We start from the raw sequence: 18,517 nt of genomic DNA, 5'->3' as shown, positions 1-18,517 counted from the left end.
CTCTGAGAGTAGTGGACCTCTTCGCCGGCTGCGGTGGACTCACTCTCGGTGTTGCCCAGGCAGCGCACAAGCGGGACGTCGCGCTGGATGTTCGTCTCGCAGTTGACTTTGAGGCAGCTCCCACCAAGGTCTTCAAGGTCAATTTCCCCAAGGCCAACGTGCAAAAGGGAGCCGTCGAGTCCTACTTCGACGGTGACCTTGGTGCTCCGCTGACTGCTCGGGAGACCGAGACTGTCTCAGCGGTGGGTGAGGTAGGGCTTCTGGTCGGCGGGCCGCCGTGTCAGGGGCACAGCAACCTCAATAACCACACACGCCGCACCGACCCCAAGAACCGCCTGTACTTGCGCATGGCCCGCGCCACAGAGGTTCTACTGCCCCGTGCAGTCGTCATCGAGAACGTGCTGGCGGTCGTCAATGACAAACAGCAGGTGGTCTCCCGTGCCATCGCTCACCTTAGGAAGCTTGGATACGACGTCGCTACCAGCCGTATCGACCTGCTGAAGCTCGGGGTTGCCCAGACGCGCAAGCGCCACATACTGCTGGCCATTCGGGAAGACGCGCTGCCTTTTGGTTATTCGGCTGCTGATCTACTGCAGATCGAAGACCACGATGTCGCACCGCACGACCTCCGTTGGGCGATCGGTGACCTGCTCGACGTTCGACCGAAGAGCTTCTTCGATGAAGCTGCCATACCCAGCCCGGATAACCAGCGGCGTATGAACTATCTCTTCGAGAACGACGAGCACAATCTGCCGAACGAAGAGCGTCCCGAGTGCCACCAGGGCAACCACAATTACACGGCAATGTACGGCCGCTTGTGGTGGGACCGTCCGGCTCAGACCATTACCAGCGGTTTCGCGACGATGGGTCGCGGAAGATTTGTCCATCCTGGTGTCCCGCGATGTCTGACCGCTCACGAGGCCGCGCGTATTCAGAGCTTCCCAGACTATTTCAAGTTCGTCGACGAGAGGGCCAAGCCTCGCTATGAGCTGACTCGCACTGAGGTTCAGGTCATCATCGGCAACGCCGTACCTCCACCTCTGACCGAGCTGCTGACCTCAAATCTCTTCGAGGCTGAGGTTCTGCAGGTGAAGGATGAACCTTCCCAGTTGCTTGAGGACGATTTTGCTGCGCCTGCTGTCGGCCTCGCCTGCTGAGCCTGCACAGATCTGATCCGTCCGAGAGTGTTTGAGGTAGGCGCATACCCTGCTGGTGGTCCGGGAGTCGGGCCGGGCATCAGCCTTGGCCGCACCACGGTGCGATTGCCGGATCTCTAACTGCGCTTGTGCCGGTCGGGCGGCTCCTCCGTGTATTCACCTACGTGCATGTGCGGCCGCAGCCTTGGAACTCGGCTCGCCCTGGATCTACAGCTGGGGTTCGGTACCGGCGTTCGAGTAAGGGCAGCCGGTGCACGTTGCGACCGCTGTGGCAGGCTATGCGCATGCTTCGCGAACCCGTGCAACTGACTATTAGCGATGACGGCGCGATCCAACTTCCCCTCGGACTCTTGGCAGAGGCCGGTCTAGGTTGCGGCTCCGAGATCATTGCTTACAGCCTGGGGGACGGTCGAATCGTTCTTCGTCGAGCCGAGGACGCGACCAGCGAGCTGCTATCCAAGGGCGAGCTCACATAGACCGGAACCGACTCGGTCCGTGATCTCATGTTGAACGGAACACTGACACTGACAGGTGGCTAGAAAGTAGGTGCGGCCGATAGGTCAGTGCTCTATGCGGTGGCCACCTCGACGGGGGCAGGCTGGGGAGGCATGGGCGTCTGTGCCCGCGCGGTGCATAGCCCAGTGCTTGGTTAGCCACTTGAGATGATCATCTGTCACGCGCACGGTCAACGGGGAGTCGTTCAACTTGGCGTAGTCCGGGTACGCTCTGAGGGCATCGGCTACGTGCAGGGTTTTGGTCTGAGGGCAGACGGCGATCAGGCCGAGATCGAAGAGTCGGTGAAGGTCACGGCGCAATAGCAGACCACCGCCCTTGTGGTGCCGGCCCTTGGCCGCGTAGCTGTACAGATGCGCCGCTTCCAGCGCTTGCCCTGGGGCCGGCCCGGTGAAGGCGCACATCTCGCCGAACACCTCCAGCAGATGCTTGCGGAATGCGGGCTGCCCCTTACGCACGCGAATGGTTGCGGTGCCATGCCCTTCGGTGATCATCCTCTGTGTGGTGTCCACGACGCTAAGCGGCAACGGCACGCCGCCGTGCGTGATGGCATGCCGGAAGTCGTCCGGACGCAACTCACGCAGGCTGTTTTGTGAGGCGGGCTGCATGCACAGAGCGCGCAACTCCGGCGCGATTAGGGTGCCGCGGGCGTCGATCCAGCCAGCCTCATGCCGGCTGCGGTAGGTGGTGACCCTCTTACGCTTCCAGCCGGCCTGATCACTCTCGTGCTTGCACTCTTGGTTCCAGCACACGAATCGAGGCAGCTTCTTCTTCCGCTCGGCTACATCGGCCTTGCCACACTTAAGGCAGTACGGGGTGTCCTTCTCGCCCTGACCGACCTCAATGCCCTCGATCACCGACAGGCCCAGCAGCTCGGTGCCATCCCACAAGGCGATCACGTCACCGACCTTCAACTTGGCATGGTTATTAACCGTGCTGTCCCAGCTGTAGTGGGTGGCCGGATTGTCGTCGTAGCCCTCGCTGATTCGCTTGCTCCCGGCCTTCGCCAGCACCAACCACGTCGTCATGAGACCCTCCCCAAGGCACATCGAACCAAGATGCTCACACGCCATCACGCCCCCGCGCGAGCGTCTGCGATCAATGTAGCGGGCAGACTGGCAGCTTCCCGTTGTTGCCTGGCAGAGGATGCTCGGAGAGAGGTCGGCGGAGCGGCTTTTGGGCTGGAGTTTCAATGACCGAGTCAAGGCTGTGGGCGTCCTCCAGCAGTGCGGGTGGCATCTTGTCGTGCAGATCGTTTGTGCCTCAGCCGACGAAAGCCAGCCACGACGGATGGCATGCCGACCGATCAGGCGCGCGTGTGTCTCGCTGCACTCCCACCGGTCTCAACCACGTTGAGGACTCTGTGACGTCGAGTTGCGTCAGGCCGTCTGCGTAGACGGGGTGGGGGTGAAGGTTCGGTTGTCGCGGAGGAGATCCCACATCACGCTGGTGCGGCGTCGTGCGAGGGCGATTACGGCCTGGACGTGTTTGCAGCCCTCGCCGCGTTTCTTGAGGTAGTAGTCCCGGTTCGGGCCGTCTCGGACGATGCTGGTCTGCGCGGGGAGGTAGAAGACTCTGCGCAGGCGGCGGCTGTAGCGCTTGGGGCGGTGCAGGTTGCCGGTGCGGCGGCCGGAATCACGGGGGACGGGGACGAGTCCGGCGGCTGACGCGAGGTGGCCGGCGTCGGTGTAGGAGGTCAGGTCTCCTGCGGCGACGACGAATTCAGCTCCGAGGATGGGCCCCATGCCGGGCAGAGACTCGATGATCTCGGCCTGTGGGTGGGTGCGGAAGGTGTCGCGGATCTGCCGGTCGAGGCGTCGCAGTCGGTCGTCCAGGTCCAGGATCTGTGTGGCCAGGTCGGCGACGATCTGTGCGGCGGTGTCCTCGCCGGGCAGTGCGAGTGTGAAGTCACGGCGGTGGCGGGCGGTTTCGGCGATGACATAGGCGTCGCGGGCATCTGTTTTGGCCTCGCCCCGGTAGGCGCCGGCCATGCGGTTGACGGTACGGCCGGGCACGTAGACAGCCCTTGACCATGGGCTGCCAGCAGAGCCAACAGCAAGGCGGAGGACCTGCTGGAGATGTCCACCGCCCAGTGCACCTCGTCGGCCAGGTCCAAGATCTCGCCGAGCGCGGTCAGGATCGCAGACTCGTCGTTTTCGATCTTCTTCGGCCACAGGGTCGCGCTAGTCTCGTCGACCACTGCGGCCCAGTGATGGCCCTTGCCCGCGTCGATACCGACCCATATCCGGGCCCGCTGTTTGTTCACGCGTCCCTCCCGCAGCCGAGTTCGTTCCGTCGGCCCGTAGGACACCCCGTCGTCAGCTCCGTAAACAGCGACGCGTTCCGCATATTTCAATCAGCGACCAGGGCGCCCTGGAGGGCCGGACGGCCACTCCAACCGAGTCACGGTCTGCAAGCTGCTTTGAAGCCACATCCGGCCCTCCCGGGCCACCGAACAACTTACGGAGCTGCTTTGGCGCTAGTGATCATGGCCCCGTAAGCTTCCGGCGCGTCGGGCAGTCTGTGGACCTGCCCGGTAAAGCACGACGTTGGGGCCATGATCTTCGAGGCTCGCGCCAAAGTGGCTGCCTAAAGCCGTGGAGCCGACCGTCCCAGCCGCGACGTGCCCCCTTCCTGACGTCAGGCGGCTGGTTGCTGTGCGCGCGGCACAGACGCCGGCCGGGCTGGAGCGGGGCGGAGACAGGAGCGCAGGCCCGGCCGGGGGCTGGGCCGCGCGCGGGGAGCGGAGCGAGCCGCCTTGAACCAGTAGGGAGACTTTGAATCACGCACGCTCTGCTGCACGTTGATGCTGCTCTTGTGCCCGGTGACTGCTGGGTCGTGGTGTAGAACGCTGGACATGGGGAGTGAACGGCGAGACCGGATGCGGGCGCTCGGGATGCGTCTTCGTGCGCTTCGTGCAGAGGCCGGCCTGACGGGTGCTGTGTTGGCGCAGCGGGCTCATGTGGGGCAGCCGACTGTGTCCAAGGTGGAGAACGGGCGCATGGTCCCGAGCCTCGATGTGCTGGACCGGCTCTCTCGCGCCCTCGGCCTCGACGAGACGACTGCCCTGGAGGTGCGTGACCTCCTGGCCGCGGTAGAGGCGGCTGCGGACTCCGGTGGACCGGACGACGGCACGGCCTCGACCGGTGTTGCCGTTGATGACGAGGTTCGTTCCGCTCGGCTGGTGCGCTCATTCCAGTGCGTCGTTCTCCCGGCCATGCTCCAGAGCGCGGAGTACGCCCGGCACGTCTTCGAGAGTGCGCCGGCCACGACGCCCGAGTCGGTGGGCCGGGCCGTTGCTGCCCGTGTTGAGCGGCAGAGCGTGCTGTACGAACCTGGGCGCGAGTCGGTGTTCGTGCTGACCGAAGCGGTGCTCCGTACGTGGCCGGGGACGCCGGCGCTGATGCTGGCCCAGCTGGATCGGTTGCTGGCTGTCGAGAGTCTGAGCACGGTGCGGCTCGGGGTCGTCCCTTGGCGTCAGCCGGTTCCGGTCCTGCCTCGACATGGGTTCACGCTGTGCGACCGGCGTGCGGTCGTGGTCGAGACGTTCGGTGCCGAGCGGGTGTCGGCCGACTCTGTCGAGGTGGCCTCGTACGAGGAGACGTTCGGTCGCTTCGAGCGGGCTGCGGTCTTCGGCGACGAGGTGCGGGAGCTGCTGTTGCAGGTGATGCAGGAGTTCCGCGACTTGGGAGACACCCTCACCCCTTAGAGGAATAATTCCTCTGTATGCCTGGCCTGTTGGGTCCGCTTGGGAATACGCTGCCGCTGGCTGTCTAGCCCCCTAGACGATGGTGAGGAGTCTTCTATGCGGTCCAAGTGGTGTCGTGCCTTTCCTGGTGTGGCCGAGGAGGTGGCGCAGGCGCGTCACTTCGTCGCTGCCCTGCTCGACGGGCACGGCTCCTTCGACGATGCCGTCCTGGTCGTGAGCGAGCTGGCGACCAATGCCGTGCGGCACTCCCGGAGCGGTGCGCCCGGCGGCTGGTTCCTCGTAGTCGTCTGCTTCGGCGATGACCTCGTACGGATCGAGGTGGTCGACGAGGGCGGCGATCGGGTGCCGCACCTGTGCGACGTGACCAGCCAGGAAGAGAGCGGGCGCGGGCTGCTGCTGATCGCGTCCTGTGCCAAGGACTGGGGTGTGAAGAGCTGGCCCCAGGGGCGTGCTGTGTGGGCCGATCTGGTCCGGGAGGGGGTGTGATCAAGTCAGGCCCTTGGGCGGTGCGCGACCATCCCGCGGGCGGTGGCGGGTGAGTCCTCGGGGTGTGCCTCGGCGGCGGTCCCGGTTCTTCGTGGTAGGCGTGCGTACAGGGCGGCGCCTGCCGCCCGTTCCGTCTAGGGCCCTAGACTCCTGGTTACTTCTAGGAGGTGCGGTCATGTCGGACGAGCTGCAGCGGATCACCGCCATCAATGATCCGTATCTGCTCCTGCGCGAGGTCACCAAGAGGCTGGCCGACGCGCAGCAGGAGGTGACCGAGCTTGCCCGGCTCCGCCGCCGTGTGGTCCAGGACCTCCACGCCCAAGGGTTGTCCTATGCGCAGATCGCTGAGAAGGCCGGTCTGAGCCGTGGGCGGATTCACCAGATCCGGCACACCGGCCCGGCGCCTGAGGGGGCCTTTCTGGGCGTGGGTGCCGTCACCGTGGTGACTCCGCTGCGGTGGGACGGCGAGAAGAAGCGTCCGGTCGTGGCCATGGCCGACATGAACTCCGGGAAGCGGCTGGAGGAGCTGGCCAAGTCGTACGGGCTTGCCGTCAGCTCCGGTCACGTGCAAGTAAGCGGTGAGATCGACCTGAACCGCGACGGCCTGATCGTCGTCTGCGGGCCGGGCATGTCCGACGCCATGAAGAATCTGTACGCCCAGGACCCGGTACTCGGCTGGGAGCATCCGGAGGGCGAACCGTGGGCGCTGGTCGACCGGCGCACAGGGGCGACGTATCACGCGGGCGCGGACATCGAGCCGCGCCGCCCGCATGACGTCGGATACCTCGGCAGGCTGCCGCGACCGGACGGCAACGGCTCGGTACTCGCCATCGCCGGAATCCACACGGCAGGCTCCCTCGGCGTGGTCCACCTGCTCTCCTCGGACCTCAACTCGCTCTGGGGACAGGTGGGCGAGCGGCACTTCTCCACGCTGGTGAGCGTCGATTACGACCCCGAGACCGACGAGCCGCAATCCGTCGAACTGCTCTGCCCCCTCTACCTGCACGACGAGGAGGCAACGGCATGAACGTCGCCCTCGGCACCCAGCCGGCCGACCCGGGACGGGAGAACGAGGACTTCGCCGCGGCCGGCCCCGGTGCGGCCGTTCTCCTCGACGGCGCCGGCGTGGCCGGGGCGGAGACCGGATGCGTGCACGGCATCGCCTGGTTCTCCTCGACGCTGGGCGGGCTGCTGCTGGCCGGTATCGCGGCGCGGCCTGCCCGGCCGCTGGCCGACTGTCTCGCCGACTCGATCCAGACTGTCCGCTCCCTGCACGAGGACACATGCGACCTCGCTTACCGGGCCAGTCCGACCAGCACGGTCGTCGCTGTCCGGGTCGAGGCCGGAGCCCTGGAGTACCTCGTCCTCGGTGACTCGACCCTCCTCCTCGCCGAGACGGACGGGACTACGGCCGCCATCACCGACCAGCGTTTGGACGACGTCGGCGAACGGTTGCGCGGACCGCTGGACGCACTGCCCACCGGTTCGCTCGAACACGCCGCTGCCCTCGCGGAGTACCGGGACGCTCTGACCGGTCTCCGTAACCGGCCGGGCGGCTTCTGGATCGCCGGACCCGACCCGCAAGCGGCCGACCATGCCCTGACGGGGACGGTGCCGCTGGATTCACTGGCCTCCGTGACGCTGCTGAGCGATGGCGCTACGCGACTCGTCGACAGCTTCGAACTCGCCGACTGGAAAGAGGCCTTGGGTCTCCTCAACTCGTCGGGACCGGATGAACTGATCCGGCGCGTACGTGCGGCCGAGGCTGACGACCCCAACGGCCGGCGTTGGCCGCGAGGCAAGACCCGCGACGACGCGACCGCGCTGCACTGGGTCATGTCGTAGCGCATCCCGGCGGTCTTCGAGACCCACTTGTATACCCCCCTAGACAGTTTGACGGGGCGTCGGTTACGGTTTCCGTCAACCCCCCTAGACAGTTAGGGCGGGTCACTCCCTTGCTGTCTAGGGGGGTATCCAGTTCGATCCGGCGCCCGCGATGGGCGCCCGACCTGAGTGAGGTTCACAGAATGCGCTTCATCCCCGTGGACACCTCGTCCGCAACTCTGCTGGTCACCAAGCTGCCCGAGGTCAAGGTGAGGGACCGGCAGACCGGTGAAGTGGCCGTAGACCCCGTGACCAACGACCGGCTCATGGTCCTGGAGCTGGTGTTCATCGCGCAGGGCGGTTCCGACATGATCAAGGTCACCGTTCCTGAGAAGGGCGTTGGCGAAGGGCTGGCCATGGGAGCGCCGGTCTTCCTGTCCGGACTGGTGGCCCGGCCGTGGGAGAGCGAGTTCGGTGGTCGTGCCCGGCACGGCATCGCCTACCGGGCGGACGCCGTCATGGTCGGCGCTCCGGCGACGGCGCAGGGCTGAGTGTCATGACCGATGCCCTGTGGGTTCTGATGCTGGGACTGCTGGCGGTGGCCGCGCTGGTCGCTGTGCGTCGTCGGCTGCCGGTCCTGTTCTGGTGGCTGGTCGGGTATCCGGCCGTCACGCTGCGGGTCCTCACCTCGTACCGGGCCACCATGGATGCCTGCGGCCTTACGGTGCCCGCTTCGGCCATGCGCCGGGCCACCGCCCGGATGGTGGGGCGGCAGGCTGCTCCCGTGCCGCCTCGCCGTTCGTTCCCGTTGCCGACCGGGTGCGGGCTCGTGATGCGCCTGCGCATGGCGGCCGGGCAGTCACCCGAGGACTTCACCGCCTCGGCCGACCGGCTGCGGCACGCCTAGGGCGCGCACGCCGTGCACGTCCGTCCCACCAGGCCGGGGCGGTTGGAGCTGCGGTTGGTCGGCTGGGACGTCCTCACCGACGTCCGGCCCACTCGGCGGTGGCTGCGCACCGAACCGCTTTCGCTGCCGCTGGCGCTGCGGGAAGACGGGCACTGGCACGTCCGTGACTTCCGTACCGTGCCGCACGAACTGATCCTCGGCGCGACGCAGTCCGGCAAGTCCGTGTATCTACGCAACCTGCTGTGCGGGCTGGCCCGGCAACCCGTCGCGCTCGTCGGCATCGACTGCAAGTGGGGTGTGGAACTGGCCCCGTTCGCGCCCCGGTTGTCGGCATTGGCCGATACGCCGGATCGTGCGAACGAACTGCTGGATGCCTTGGTGGATGAGATGGAGGCGCGGTTCCGCCTCATCGGCGTGCGGGGCGGGGCCGGTTCGGATGCCGGGCTGACTTCGGATGTCTGGGGCCTGCCGGAGAAGGTACGACCGGTGCCGGTCGTGGTCGTTGTCGACGAGGTCGCTGAACTCTTCCTCGCCGCCAGCAAGGACGACGAGAGGCGACGGGACGCCATGGTCACCAAGCTCATCCGGCTTGCCCAGCTCGGCCGCGCGGCCGGCATCTACCTGGAGGTCTGCGGGCAGCGCTTCGGTGCCGAACTCGGCAAGGGAGCCACCATGCTCCGCGCCCAGCTCACCGGCCGCGTCTGCCACCGCGTCAACGACGAGACCTCCGCCACCATGGCGCTCGGCGACATCGCGCAGGAAGCGGCACTGGCCGCAACCTCCATCCCGGCCGAACGGCCTGGCGTCGCAGTCGTCGGCGACTCCTCCGGCGGCTGGTCCCGCATCCGCTCACCCCACCTCACCCTCGACGACGCTGCGGCCGTCTGTCGCGACACCGCGGGCTTGGTCCCGGTCCTGCCCCGCATCGACGCCTTCCGGCCTCTCGTCGCCGCCAAGCCCGCCGGGCCTTCCTCTACCGCTCCTGCGGTGCCCACCGCCCGCCCGGTGGCCGAGTAACCGCACTCCCACTCCCACGGCCGGCGTGACCGCCTCGCGCCGTGTCCCTACACCTCCCATGCCCGAAACCGGAAGGAGACCGAGCCGATGCGCGCCCAACTGGCCCGCGTGGACGCCGTGATCGTTCAGGCCGTCATCGCCGGTGCCCTGTCCTTCTCCCACCTGCACGATCTCGCTGCGGCGGCTGGACAGGACGGCTGGAAGGCCTGGGCCTACCCGGTGAGTGTCGACCTGCTCTTGGTCGCGGCCTGGCGCCGGATGCGTCAGCAGCAGCGAGTGGGAGTGGCGGCCGGTGGCCCGCGGCTGTGGTTCCTGGTGGCCCTGGCCGCATCGCTCGGCGCCAACGTCGCGACGGCCGGGCTCCTCGACCTGGAGGACGTACCGGCCTGGCTACGCGTGACGGTCGCGGGCTGGCCCGCCGTCGCCTTCTTCGGCGGCACGCTCCTGGCCCACGCTCCTGCCGTCCCGGAAGCCCCGGTGGTCCCGGCCTCCCCGGCGACGGACGCCGACCCGACTCCGCGTCCGGCTGCGGGTGCCGTCGACCGGGCCGACCGAGACGCGCAGCCCGCCCCCTCCGACGAGCCCGAACCGGCCCCGGAGCCCACCACCGAACCGGCCGCCGCTCCGGCCCCGGTGCCCCCTTCCACGGTCACTCTGCCGCCCGCCCTCGTCGACCGGGCGCGGGCGCTGGCTGAGGAGCACCGCTCGACCACGGGCCACCCCGCCGACCCCGACGCCGTACGCGTCCGGCTCGGCCTGCCCCCGTCCATGACTCCGTCCGTCGCTGCACACCTCTGAGAGGAGCACCGCCATGAACCGGCGTTTCCGCAACGTCCGTCGCATCGGCCCCGTGAACGTCGCCTCGTTCGTCGACCGCGGGCGCAACCGCCACCTGGCCGCCTGCACCGCGCCCCGCTGCGACTTCTCCGCCGAGTACGACAGCCGCGCCGCCGCCGAACTCGCCGCCCGCCTCCACCGCTGCCCGGCCTGAACAGGAGACCTACAGAAATGGACGTTCCGCTCTGGCTCGCCCTGCTCGTCGTCGGGGTCCTCGGCGTCAAGCTCATCCGTCCGCCCGTGTGGCTCATCGCCGTGCTGCTCGTCGGCGGATACCTGCTCGCCGACAGCCTGCTTGCTCCCGTCATCGACAGCTTCCTCAAGTGACCCGCGAAAGGGGATCGTTCATGTTCCGACCGAAAGTCCCGACCATGCCGCAGCCCACCGGCCCGGCCGCCCCGCCCGCCGTCGTCGAGCCGACCACCACGCCGGGTGCCCCGGCTCCGTCCCCGGCCCCCGTCGCTCCGGGTTCACCCCGCCCAGCAGCCCGCTTCACGCCCGGAAGCGCGCTCGCCCTCGTCGGCGGCGGCACCGCCGCGGTCCTGGTCGTCGGCACCGTCCTGGTCTCCATGCTCCTCGCCATCGCCATCAGCGCCACGTCCGTGGCCGTGTGCGCCGTCGTCATCCGCTCGATCCTCACCCGCCGCTGACCTCACGCCTCTGCCCGCCCGACCTGCCCACGCTGTCTAGCCCCCTTGACAGGCCGGGCGCTGGCACCGCCCGTCCGTCTCTTCCAAGGAGGAACCCGCACATGCGCCCTGCGGCTCCGACCGCAGCCATCCGCCAGCTGGCGCGCACTCGCCCAGCACGGCGACCTCAGCGCCTACGCACACCAGATCCAGCGTCTCGGCGGCTGCGAGCAGCCCGTACGCATGGAAGGCCACCGGCTCGACGTCCACGCCGCAACCGGGGAGATCGTCCGCGAGATCGCCGACCGCGACCTTCCGGCCGGACAGCTCCTCATCCGCTGCAACAACCGCCGTGCCACCCGGTGTGCCGCCTGCGCCGAGATCTACCGCAAAGACACCTTCCACCTGGTCACCGCCGGCCTGAGCGGCGGCAAGGGCATCGGCCCGGCCGTCGCCCAACACCCCCGGGTCTTCGCCACCTTCACCGCCCCGTCCTTCGGCCCCGTCCACAACCGCCCCGGCGGCGGCCGGTGCCGCTGCGGACGCCACCACCCCGACGACGACCCCACCCTCGGCACACCCCTCGACCCGGACCGCTACGACTACCGCGCGGCCGTCCTGTGGAACGCACACGCCGGGGCACTGTGGGCCCGCTTCACCACCTACCTGCGCCAGCACCTCGCCTCTCACGCGGGCATTAGCCGCTCGGCGCTGCGCGACTGCATCAAGGTCTCCTACGCCAAGGTCGCCGAGTACCAGCGGCGCGGCGCCGTCCACTTCCACGCCGTCATCCGCCTCGACGGCCCGGACGGCGCCGAGGACGCCCCACCGACTTGGGCCACCACCGGACTGCTCACCGACGCGATCCGATCGGCGGCCCGCGTCGCCGAGACACCCGGCCCCGTCCTCGACGGCCACGCGTACGCATTCCGCTTCGGCGACCAGCTCGACATCCGCCCCATCCGCTCGGCCGACTTCGCGGCCACCTCGGAACTGTCCAGCCGCGCCGTGGCTGCCTACATCGCCAAGTACGCCACCAAGGGCGCCGAAACCGCGGGCACCCTCGACCGCCCCATCCGGAACCCGATCACCGACCTGATCGGCTCCGGCGTCACCAACCACGCCCGGCGCATGATCCTCACCTGCTGGCACCTCGGCGCGCTCCCGGAACTCGAAGACCTACGCCTGCGCAAGTGGGCTCACATGCTCGGCTTCCGCGGCCACTTCTCCACCAAGTCACGCGCCTACTCCGTCACCCTCGGCGCCCTCCGCCAGGCACGCGCCGACCACAACGAAGCCCTGGCCCGCGAACGCGCGGCCGAAGCCGGCCGCCCACTGCCCGACCCGGACACCGTGCTCGTCCTCTCGCACTGGCGCTTCGCCGGCACCGGCCTGACCGCTGCAGAACACCTCATCGCTCACGGCATCCCTACACCCGCAGCCCAGACAGACGACGACACGGAAGGAGAACCGGCGTGGACCACCGACGTGACGAATTGATGACCGTCCCGCAGATCCTCGCAGAGCTGGGCGGTGTGTCCCGCCGTACGTTCTACCGGTGGCGGGAGCTGGGGCAGGGCCCCGCTGCGTTCAAGCTGCCCAACGGGGAGCTCCGTGTGTGGCGGAGCGACTTCACCGCCTGGCTGCGGCAGTTGGAGGAGGCGGCGTGAAGTCTCTCGACGTGAAGGTGTGGGGTGTTCGGAAGAGGAACACCAAGAAGTCGTCCTACGACGTCCGGTGGACCGTTGCCGGGAAAGTGTTCTCCGAACAGTTCCGCACCAAGGGGCTTGCGGACCATTACCGTTCCAAGGTGCTTCGTGCCGCTCATGCTGGCGAAGAGTTCGACACAGAGACCGGGCTGCCCGATTCGTTGATCGAAAAGGCAACCTCGACGACCTGGTACGCCTTCGCTCTGAAGTACCTCGCCATGAAGTGGCCGCACGCGGCGCCGAACACGCGCAACGGGATCAATGAGGCCCTGACCGCCGTGACGATGGCCCTGCTCGACGAGCGTCCGGGGCAGCCGTCCGAGGAACTGATCAGGAGGGCGCTTCGCAACTGGGCCTTCGTCCTTCCCGGACCGGACGAGCGCGAATTGCCGACCGAGATCGCGAACACCCTGCACTGGGTGGCCAAGACGTCGCGTCCGCTCTCGGATCTCGGTGATGCTGCGATCGGCAGGGCCGTCCTGGATTCGCTCAAGCTGAAGCTCGACGGGACGGCGGCAGCCGCGGAGACCGTTCGGCGTAAGCGTCGGACACTCGTCAATGCGCTGCATTACGCGGTGGACCTCGGAGAGTTCAAAGAGAACCCGATCACGGGAATTCGCTGGAAGAAACCGAAGGTGACCGGGGAAGTCGATCCCCGGGTGGTCGCCAATCCCGCGCAGGCCCGCTCCCTGCTGACTGCGGTCTCGTACGTCGGTGGGTACGGCCGGGCTCGTGGTCGTCGACTCGTCGGCCTGTTCGCCTGCATGTACTACGGCGCCTTGCGTCCGGCTGAGGCCGTCGGCCTCACCGATGCGGACTTGAAGCTGCCCGAGACCGGCTGGGGAACGGTGCTGCTGAATCGGACGCGTCCCAGCGTCGGAAAGCAGTGGACGGACTCCGGCGAGACTCATGACGACCGGGGCCTCAAGAACCGTCCGGCGGAAGAGGTCCGGCTCGTCCCGATCCCGCCCCAGCTCGTCGCCATCCTCCGGCAGCACCTCGACACGTTCGGCACCGCCGAGGACGGGCGGCTGTTCACGAACGAGCACGGGGGAGTGGTCGGCTCCTCGACGTACTACCGCGTCTGGCAGGAGGCGCGTGCGCTGGCGCTTCCGCCGGCCGCGGTGGCCTCCCCGCTCGCGGCTCGCCCGTATGACCTCCGGCACTCGGCGCTGTCGACCTGGCTCAACTCGGGGGTGGACCCGACAGAGGTTGCCGAACGTGCGGGCAACAGCGTGGAGGTCCTGCTGAGCCGCTACGCCAAATGCATCGACGGACGACAGGAGATTGCCAACCGCAAGATCGAGGAGCTGTTGCGCGAGTACGAGTGATCCCGTACGGCGCTAGGCTTCGAGCCCCCGGACTCGTCCGGGGGCTTTCGCCATTCAAGGGCTGACAGGAACCGGTGCAGTGCACCTTGTGATCTCCGGGGGATGCCATGGACTTGCTTGCGGTCCTCGACGAAGCGGTGGCCGCTCTCAAGGCCCCTCTGGGCGAGGAAGACCGGGCGCAGGGCTGGACCGATGATCTCCGAAGAGAGGTGCAGGAAGAGATCTCGATCAATCGCTCGGTGCTGCGTCGCCACGGGACGGGCATGGTGCGGCACCTGCGTCCTCGCTTCGGCGAGTGGATGGAACACGAGGGCGTGCAGCCCGGACGCCTCCGGGACCTGGTGGGCGACGTGCAGCGGTCGCTCGTGGAGGCTCGGGCCATGGCGTGAGAAACGCTGGCCGACCTGGGCGTTTGTCGCCCGTCGCCAGTCCACGAATAGTCCACGGACCCCGACATACGGCCGCTACGGGCCGCATCCAACTGCACATACGCGAAGACCCCGGCCTCAGCGTTTCCGCTGGTGACGGGGTCTTTGGGCACCTAATACAGGGTGCCCCCGGCAGGATTCGAACCTGCGCACACGGCTCCGGAGGCCGTTGCTCTATCCCCTGAGCTACGGGGGCGTGTCGGTCGCGTTGCTCGCGGCGACGGGTAGAACACTACCAGCTCCCATGGGGTGGTCATGAACGGGTTTCCGCTGCCGGGGGAGGGCGTGAAGGTCGCTCGTCAGGGGTGGAAGTGGGGAAAACCCGGACGCGGTGGCCGGGGCCGACCTACTCTCGAGTTGTGCCAGGCGCGTCGGGTCGGGTGCTTGTTGTGGACGACAACAAGGTCATCCGGCAGCTGATCAGGGTCAACCTCGAGCTTGAGGGGCTGGAGGTCGTGACCGCGGCCGATGGTGCCGAGTGTCTTGATGTCGTTCATCAGGTGCGGCCCGATGTTGTGACCCTCGACGTCGTGATGCCCCGGCTGGACGGGCTCAAGACCGCCGCTCGGTTGCGGGCCGATCCGCTGACCCGCGACACGCCCCTCGCGATCGTCAGTGCGTGCAGTCGTCTCGAGGTCGAGGCCGGGCTTGAGGCCGGCGTCGACGCCTTCCTTTCCAAGCCTTTCGAACCCGCCGAACTGGTCGACATGGTGCAGCAGTTGGTCGAGCGGGCACGGCGAGGTCGGCTGCAGGCAGGTGATGGTGCCGGGGTCGGCGGCGACAGTGGTGCAGCTTCTGTCATTCCCGTCAGGCCTACGGCTTCCACGACCCCTCCCATGCCGTCGACTCCCGCCGCTCCAACGGACCCCAAAGATTCGGCAGGCTCCTCCGACGCCCCCGTGCCCACCGTGGACCAGCCGCTCGATCGGCCCGTCGACCAGCCCGTCATGCCCTAGCCACCCACACGCCCGGTCAGGTAGACAGAGCCGCACCTCCCCCGAACAGAGCCGCACCTTCCCCGGCCGTGCCTCGCCCCCACCCCACCCCGTCCACATCCCGGACCACCACCAAAACCGGTTCGCATACCCACCCCCCTCCTCCCATACGCTTGTCCCCGTGACCCCCGTCGAGCTCTCCCGCACCGTGCTGCACGCCGTGCGTCGCGCTGTCGATGACGGGGTGCTCAGCGTGACCGTGCCGGAGCGGGCCGTGGTGACTCCGCCCGGGCCCGGGGGATGCGGCGACTACGCCACCAACATCGCCCTCCAGCTCGCCCGCCCCGCAGGGCAGCCGCCGCTCGGTGTCGCCGAGATCCTCCGCGCGCGGCTGCTCGACGAGTGGTGCATCAGCGACGTCGTCGTCACCGGGCCCGGGTTCCTCAACCTCAGCCTGGCCGGCGACGCCTCCACCGGCCTCGTCGAGGAGGTCCTGCGTCGCGGGCGGCGCTACGGGCACGCCGACGGGTTGAGTGGGAACGTCGTCCTGGTGCGGTGCCCGGCGGAGGTCCGGGCCGTCGTGAGCGCGGACGCCCTCGCCCGTGTGCTGCGCAGCCAGGGAGATCTCGTCCGGATCGAGTGCGAAGGCGGGCCGCCCGCGGAGGCGGAGTGGGAGTCCGTCCTCGGCGTGGACTTCACCCGCCGAGGGCATGTGGACTTCACCGGCCAAGGGCCCCACGCCCGCACCGACCGGCGGGTCGACGTCCGCCCTGTCCCCGCCCCGGCCGACCCCCTCCCGCTCGGCCGCGACGCCGCCCGCTGGGCCCTGCTCCACCCCGCCCCCCACGACCGTCCCCGGATCACCCGTGATCACCTGGTCCAGCGGGAGAACAACCCCCTCTTCCGCGTCCGGTACGCCCACGCCCGCACCCGGGCCCTCCTGCGCAACGCCCGCGACCTGGGCTTCCAACCCGAGCCCGGCCCCGTGCCCGACCCGGGCACCACTGGACCTGAGGCCCGCCCCGTGCCCGACCCGGGCACCACTGGACCTGAGGCCCGCCCCGTGCCCGACCCGGGCACCACTGGACCTCAGTCCCGCCCCATGCCCGACCCGGGCACCACTGGACCTCAGTCCCGCCCCATGCCCGACCCGGGCACCACTTCACCTCAGGCCCGCCCCGCACCCGACCCGGACATCACCACACCGCTGCCCCACCCCGAGCCCGGCCCCGTGCACGACACGGATACCACCGCACGGCTCGCCCGCCCCGCCCCCCACCCGGCCACCACCCCCCTGCTCGCCCTGCTGGGCGACCACCCCCGCGTCCTGGCCGCCACCGCGTCCCACCGCAGCCCCGACCGTCTCGCCCGGCATCTGATCGCCGTCGCCGACGCCACGCTGCCGCTGCTGTCCGCCGTGCTGCCTGTCGGTGAGGAGAAACCCTCGGCCGCCCACCGTGCCCGGCTCGCGCTCGCCGAAGCCGCCGGGGCGGTGCTGGCCGGTGGCCTGTCCCTGCTCGGCATCGACGCACCCGAACACCTCTGAGAGCCAAGAAGAGGCACACGAAACCATGAGCCGTTCCGCACACCCCGCCGGGCCCCGTCACGCCGATGTCCTCCCCGAGGGGCACTACTCCGCCCCGCCCGCCGACCTCAACGCGCTCGACGCGAAGGTGTGGGCGCAGACCGTCACGCGGGACGAGGACGGGGTCCTCACCGTCGGCGGCATCCCCGTCACGCGGCTCGCCGAGGAGTTCGGCACCCCGGCGTACGTCCTGGACGAGACCGACTTCCGGGCCCGCGCGCGGGCCTGGCGCACCGCCTTCGGGACCGGCGCCGACGTCTACTACGCGGGCAAGGCGTTCCTCTCCCGCGCCGTCGTGCGCTGGCTGCACGAGGAGGGGCTGAACGTCGACGTCTGCTCCGGCGGCGAGCTGGCCACCGCGCTGTCCGCCGGCATGCCCGCCGAGCGCATCGCCTTCCACGGCAACAACAAGTCCGTCGACGAGATCACCCGGGCCGTCGAGGCCGGCGTCGGCCACATCGTGCTCGACTCCTTCCAGGAGATCGTGCGCGTCGCCCACATCGCGCAGGGTCTGGGCAAGCGGCAGAAGGTCCTGATCCGGATCACCGTGGGTGTCGAGGCCCACACCCACGAGTTCATCGCCACCGCCCACGAGGACCAGAAGTTCGGCATTCCGCTGGCCGGCGGCCAGGCCGCGGAGGCCGTACGGCGGGCGCTGCAGCTCGACGGTCTGGAGCTCGTCGGCATCCACAGCCACATCGGGTCGCAGATCTTCGACATGTCCGGGTTCGAGGTCGCCGCGCACCGGGTGGTCGGGCTGCTGAAGGACATCCGTGACGAGCACGGGATCGAGCTGCCGGAGATCGACCTCGGCGGCGGGCTCGGGATCGCGTACACCAGTGACGACGACCCCCGCGAGCCGCACGAGATCGCCAAGTCGCTCAGCGAGATCGTCAGCCGCGAGTGCGAGGTGGCCAAGCTGCGCACGCCCCGCATCTCCGTCGAGCCGGGACGCGCCATCGTCGGCCCGACCGCCTTCACGCTCTACGAGGTCGGCACCACCAAGCCCCTCGACGGGCTGCGCACCTACGTCTCCGTCGACGGCGGCATGTCGGACAACATCCGTACCGCGCTCTACGACGCCGAGTACAGCGTGGCGCTGGTCTCCCGCACCTCCGACGCCGAGCCGATGCTCGCCCGGGTCGTCGGCAAGCACTGCGAGAGCGGGGACATCGTGGTGAAGGACGCGTTCCTGCCGGCCGACCTGGCACCGGGTGACCTCATCGCCGTGCCCGCCACGGGCGCCTACTGCCGGTCCATGGCCAGCAACTACAACCACGTGCTGCGGCCGCCGGTCGTGGCCGTGCGCGACGGCGAGGCGCGGGTGATCGTCCGCCGTGAGACGGAGGAGGACCTCCTGCGTCTGGATGTCGGCTGAGGGATGTCGGCTGGGGGACGCCGGGCGGCCGGCGAGAGCGGGTGGAAGATCTCCTGTCTTCCACCCGCGTAC

The 18,517-nt window shown here is 68.7% G+C and carries 16 protein-coding genes, 1 tRNA gene and 4 pseudogenes; 18 read left to right on the top strand and 3 right to left on the bottom strand.

Features of this window, described 5'->3' with window-relative positions; translation table 11 throughout:
• Positions 1–11 precede the first annotated feature (11 nt).
• On the top strand, positions 12–1,157 hold the full coding sequence (locus tag ABZY20_RS03995) for a DNA cytosine methyltransferase (RefSeq protein WP_356436187.1): 1,146 nt from the start codon (positions 12–14) through the stop codon (positions 1,155–1,157).
• A gap of 560 nt (positions 1,158–1,717) precedes the next feature.
• On the opposite strand, the gene ABZY20_RS03990 is transcribed toward ABZY20_RS03995, so the two are convergent.
• On the bottom strand, positions 1,718–2,698 hold the full coding sequence (locus ABZY20_RS03990; RefSeq protein ID WP_356436184.1) for an HNH endonuclease: 981 nt from the start codon (positions 2,696–2,698) through the stop codon (positions 1,718–1,720).
• Between the two features lie 351 nt (positions 2,699–3,049).
• Positions 3,050–3,936, bottom strand: a pseudogene (locus tag ABZY20_RS03985) (transposase).
• A gap of 591 nt (positions 3,937–4,527) precedes the next feature.
• Between ABZY20_RS03985 and ABZY20_RS03980 the strand changes: the two are divergent.
• The 14 genes and pseudogenes from ABZY20_RS03980 to ABZY20_RS03915 all read left to right on the top strand — a co-directional run bounded on the left by ABZY20_RS03980 (position 4,528) and on the right by ABZY20_RS03915 (position 14,508).
• On the top strand, positions 4,528–5,379 hold the full coding sequence (locus ABZY20_RS03980; RefSeq protein WP_356436181.1) for a helix-turn-helix transcriptional regulator: 852 nt from the start codon (positions 4,528–4,530) through the stop codon (positions 5,377–5,379).
• Between the two features lie 96 nt (positions 5,380–5,475).
• A complete protein-coding gene (locus tag ABZY20_RS03975) occupies positions 5,476–5,865 on the top strand; it encodes an ATP-binding protein (protein ID WP_356436178.1) in 390 nt (129 codons plus the stop codon).
• 175 nt (positions 5,866–6,040) lie between these two features.
• Positions 6,041–6,892, top strand: a complete 852-nt coding sequence (locus ABZY20_RS03970; RefSeq protein WP_356436175.1) for a sigma factor-like helix-turn-helix DNA-binding protein — start codon at positions 6,041–6,043, stop codon at positions 6,890–6,892.
• Positions 6,889–7,710 carry an integrase gene (locus tag ABZY20_RS03965; protein WP_356436172.1) on the top strand — a complete coding sequence of 274 codons (822 nt, stop codon included), beginning with the start codon at positions 6,889–6,891 and terminating at the stop codon, positions 7,708–7,710. The genes ABZY20_RS03970 and ABZY20_RS03965 overlap by 4 nt, the downstream gene beginning before the upstream one ends.
• Before the next feature lie 182 nt (positions 7,711–7,892).
• A complete protein-coding gene (locus tag ABZY20_RS03960; protein ID WP_235074015.1) occupies positions 7,893–8,240 on the top strand; it encodes a hypothetical protein in 348 nt (115 codons plus the stop codon).
• Between the two features lie 5 nt (positions 8,241–8,245).
• Positions 8,246–9,613, top strand: a pseudogene (locus ABZY20_RS03955) (FtsK/SpoIIIE domain-containing protein).
• A gap of 87 nt (positions 9,614–9,700) precedes the next feature.
• On the top strand, positions 9,701–10,411 hold the full coding sequence (locus tag ABZY20_RS03950) for a DUF2637 domain-containing protein (protein ID WP_356436170.1): 711 nt from the start codon (positions 9,701–9,703) through the stop codon (positions 10,409–10,411).
• Between the two features lie 13 nt (positions 10,412–10,424).
• Positions 10,425–10,604 carry a mobile element transfer protein gene (locus ABZY20_RS03945; RefSeq protein WP_235074018.1) on the top strand — a complete coding sequence of 60 codons (180 nt, stop codon included), beginning with the start codon at positions 10,425–10,427 and terminating at the stop codon, positions 10,602–10,604.
• A 17-nt stretch (positions 10,605–10,621) separates the two neighbouring features.
• On the top strand, positions 10,622–10,777 hold the full coding sequence (locus ABZY20_RS03940; RefSeq protein WP_279329954.1) for a hypothetical protein: 156 nt from the start codon (positions 10,622–10,624) through the stop codon (positions 10,775–10,777).
• Positions 10,778–10,797: 20 nt separating this feature from the next.
• On the top strand, positions 10,798–11,100 hold the full coding sequence (locus tag ABZY20_RS03935; protein WP_356436168.1) for a SpdD-like protein: 303 nt from the start codon (positions 10,798–10,800) through the stop codon (positions 11,098–11,100).
• 101 nt (positions 11,101–11,201) lie between these two features.
• A pseudogene (locus ABZY20_RS03930) lies at positions 11,202–12,579 on the top strand (replication initiator).
• The gene (locus tag ABZY20_RS03925; RefSeq protein WP_356437374.1) at positions 12,579–12,749 is read left to right on the top strand and encodes a helix-turn-helix domain-containing protein; all 171 of its coding nucleotides are present in this window, start codon (positions 12,579–12,581) and stop codon (positions 12,747–12,749) included. Before ABZY20_RS03930 ends, ABZY20_RS03925 begins: the two are co-directional and overlap by 1 nt.
• Positions 12,746–14,119: a tyrosine-type recombinase/integrase gene (locus tag ABZY20_RS03920; RefSeq protein ID WP_356436166.1), complete on the top strand. Its 1,374-nt coding sequence runs from the start codon at positions 12,746–12,748 to the stop codon at positions 14,117–14,119. Before ABZY20_RS03925 ends, ABZY20_RS03920 begins: the two co-directional genes overlap by 4 nt.
• Before the next feature lie 107 nt (positions 14,120–14,226).
• Complete coding sequence (locus tag ABZY20_RS03915; RefSeq protein WP_356436164.1) at positions 14,227–14,508, top strand: hypothetical protein; 282 nt, start codon at positions 14,227–14,229, stop codon at positions 14,506–14,508.
• 163 nt (positions 14,509–14,671) lie between these two features.
• On the opposite strand, the gene ABZY20_RS03910 is transcribed toward ABZY20_RS03915, so the two are convergent.
• Positions 14,672–14,743, bottom strand: a tRNA-Arg gene (locus ABZY20_RS03910).
• A 115-nt stretch (positions 14,744–14,858) separates the two neighbouring features.
• On the opposite strand from ABZY20_RS03910, the pseudogene ABZY20_RS03905 reads away from it, so the two are divergent.
• The 3 genes and pseudogenes from ABZY20_RS03905 to lysA form a co-directional block, all read left to right on the top strand.
• A pseudogene (locus ABZY20_RS03905) lies at positions 14,859–15,284 on the top strand (response regulator); the annotation flags it as partial.
• 379 nt (positions 15,285–15,663) lie between these two features.
• Entirely contained in the window at positions 15,664–17,028 is a 1,365-nt protein-coding gene (gene nrtL / locus ABZY20_RS03900; protein WP_356436163.1) for an ArgS-related anticodon-binding protein NrtL, read from the top strand.
• Between the two features lie 25 nt (positions 17,029–17,053).
• Entirely contained in the window at positions 17,054–18,445 is a 1,392-nt protein-coding gene (gene lysA / locus ABZY20_RS03895) for a diaminopimelate decarboxylase (RefSeq protein ID WP_356436161.1), read from the top strand.
• The last annotated feature ends 72 nt before the right edge of the window (positions 18,446–18,517 follow it).

The organism is Streptomyces sp. NPDC006624, assembly GCF_040611555.1.
GTDB lineage: Bacteria > Actinomycetota > Actinomycetes > Streptomycetales > Streptomycetaceae > Streptomyces.
The sequence above is the reverse complement of the archived record's forward strand: the minus strand, read 5'-3'. Positions and strand labels throughout refer to the sequence as shown.

What these genes read in the sequence shown, in the direction of transcription:
- ABZY20_RS03990 (WP_356436184.1), bottom strand. Translation starts at nt 2,698, where the DNA reads ATGACGACGTGGTTGGTGCTGGCGAAGGCCGGGAGCAAGCGAATCAGC.
- ABZY20_RS03980 (WP_356436181.1), top strand. Translation starts at nt 4,528, where the DNA reads ATGGGGAGTGAACGGCGAGACCGGATGCGGGCGCTCGGGATGCGTCTT.
- ABZY20_RS03975 (WP_356436178.1), top strand. Translation starts at nt 5,476, where the DNA reads ATGCGGTCCAAGTGGTGTCGTGCCTTTCCTGGTGTGGCCGAGGAGGTG.
- ABZY20_RS03970 (WP_356436175.1), top strand. Translation starts at nt 6,041, where the DNA reads ATGTCGGACGAGCTGCAGCGGATCACCGCCATCAATGATCCGTATCTG.
- ABZY20_RS03965 (WP_356436172.1), top strand. Translation starts at nt 6,889, where the DNA reads ATGAACGTCGCCCTCGGCACCCAGCCGGCCGACCCGGGACGGGAGAAC.
- ABZY20_RS03960 (WP_235074015.1), top strand. Translation starts at nt 7,893, where the DNA reads ATGCGCTTCATCCCCGTGGACACCTCGTCCGCAACTCTGCTGGTCACC.
- ABZY20_RS03950 (WP_356436170.1), top strand. Translation starts at nt 9,701, where the DNA reads ATGCGCGCCCAACTGGCCCGCGTGGACGCCGTGATCGTTCAGGCCGTC.
- ABZY20_RS03945 (WP_235074018.1), top strand. Translation starts at nt 10,425, where the DNA reads ATGAACCGGCGTTTCCGCAACGTCCGTCGCATCGGCCCCGTGAACGTC.
- ABZY20_RS03940 (WP_279329954.1), top strand. Translation starts at nt 10,622, where the DNA reads ATGGACGTTCCGCTCTGGCTCGCCCTGCTCGTCGTCGGGGTCCTCGGC.
- ABZY20_RS03935 (WP_356436168.1), top strand. Translation starts at nt 10,798, where the DNA reads ATGTTCCGACCGAAAGTCCCGACCATGCCGCAGCCCACCGGCCCGGCC.
- ABZY20_RS03925 (WP_356437374.1), top strand. Translation starts at nt 12,579, where the DNA reads ATGACCGTCCCGCAGATCCTCGCAGAGCTGGGCGGTGTGTCCCGCCGT.
- ABZY20_RS03915 (WP_356436164.1), top strand. Translation starts at nt 14,227, where the DNA reads ATGGACTTGCTTGCGGTCCTCGACGAAGCGGTGGCCGCTCTCAAGGCC.
- lysA (WP_356436161.1), top strand. Translation starts at nt 17,054, where the DNA reads ATGAGCCGTTCCGCACACCCCGCCGGGCCCCGTCACGCCGATGTCCTC.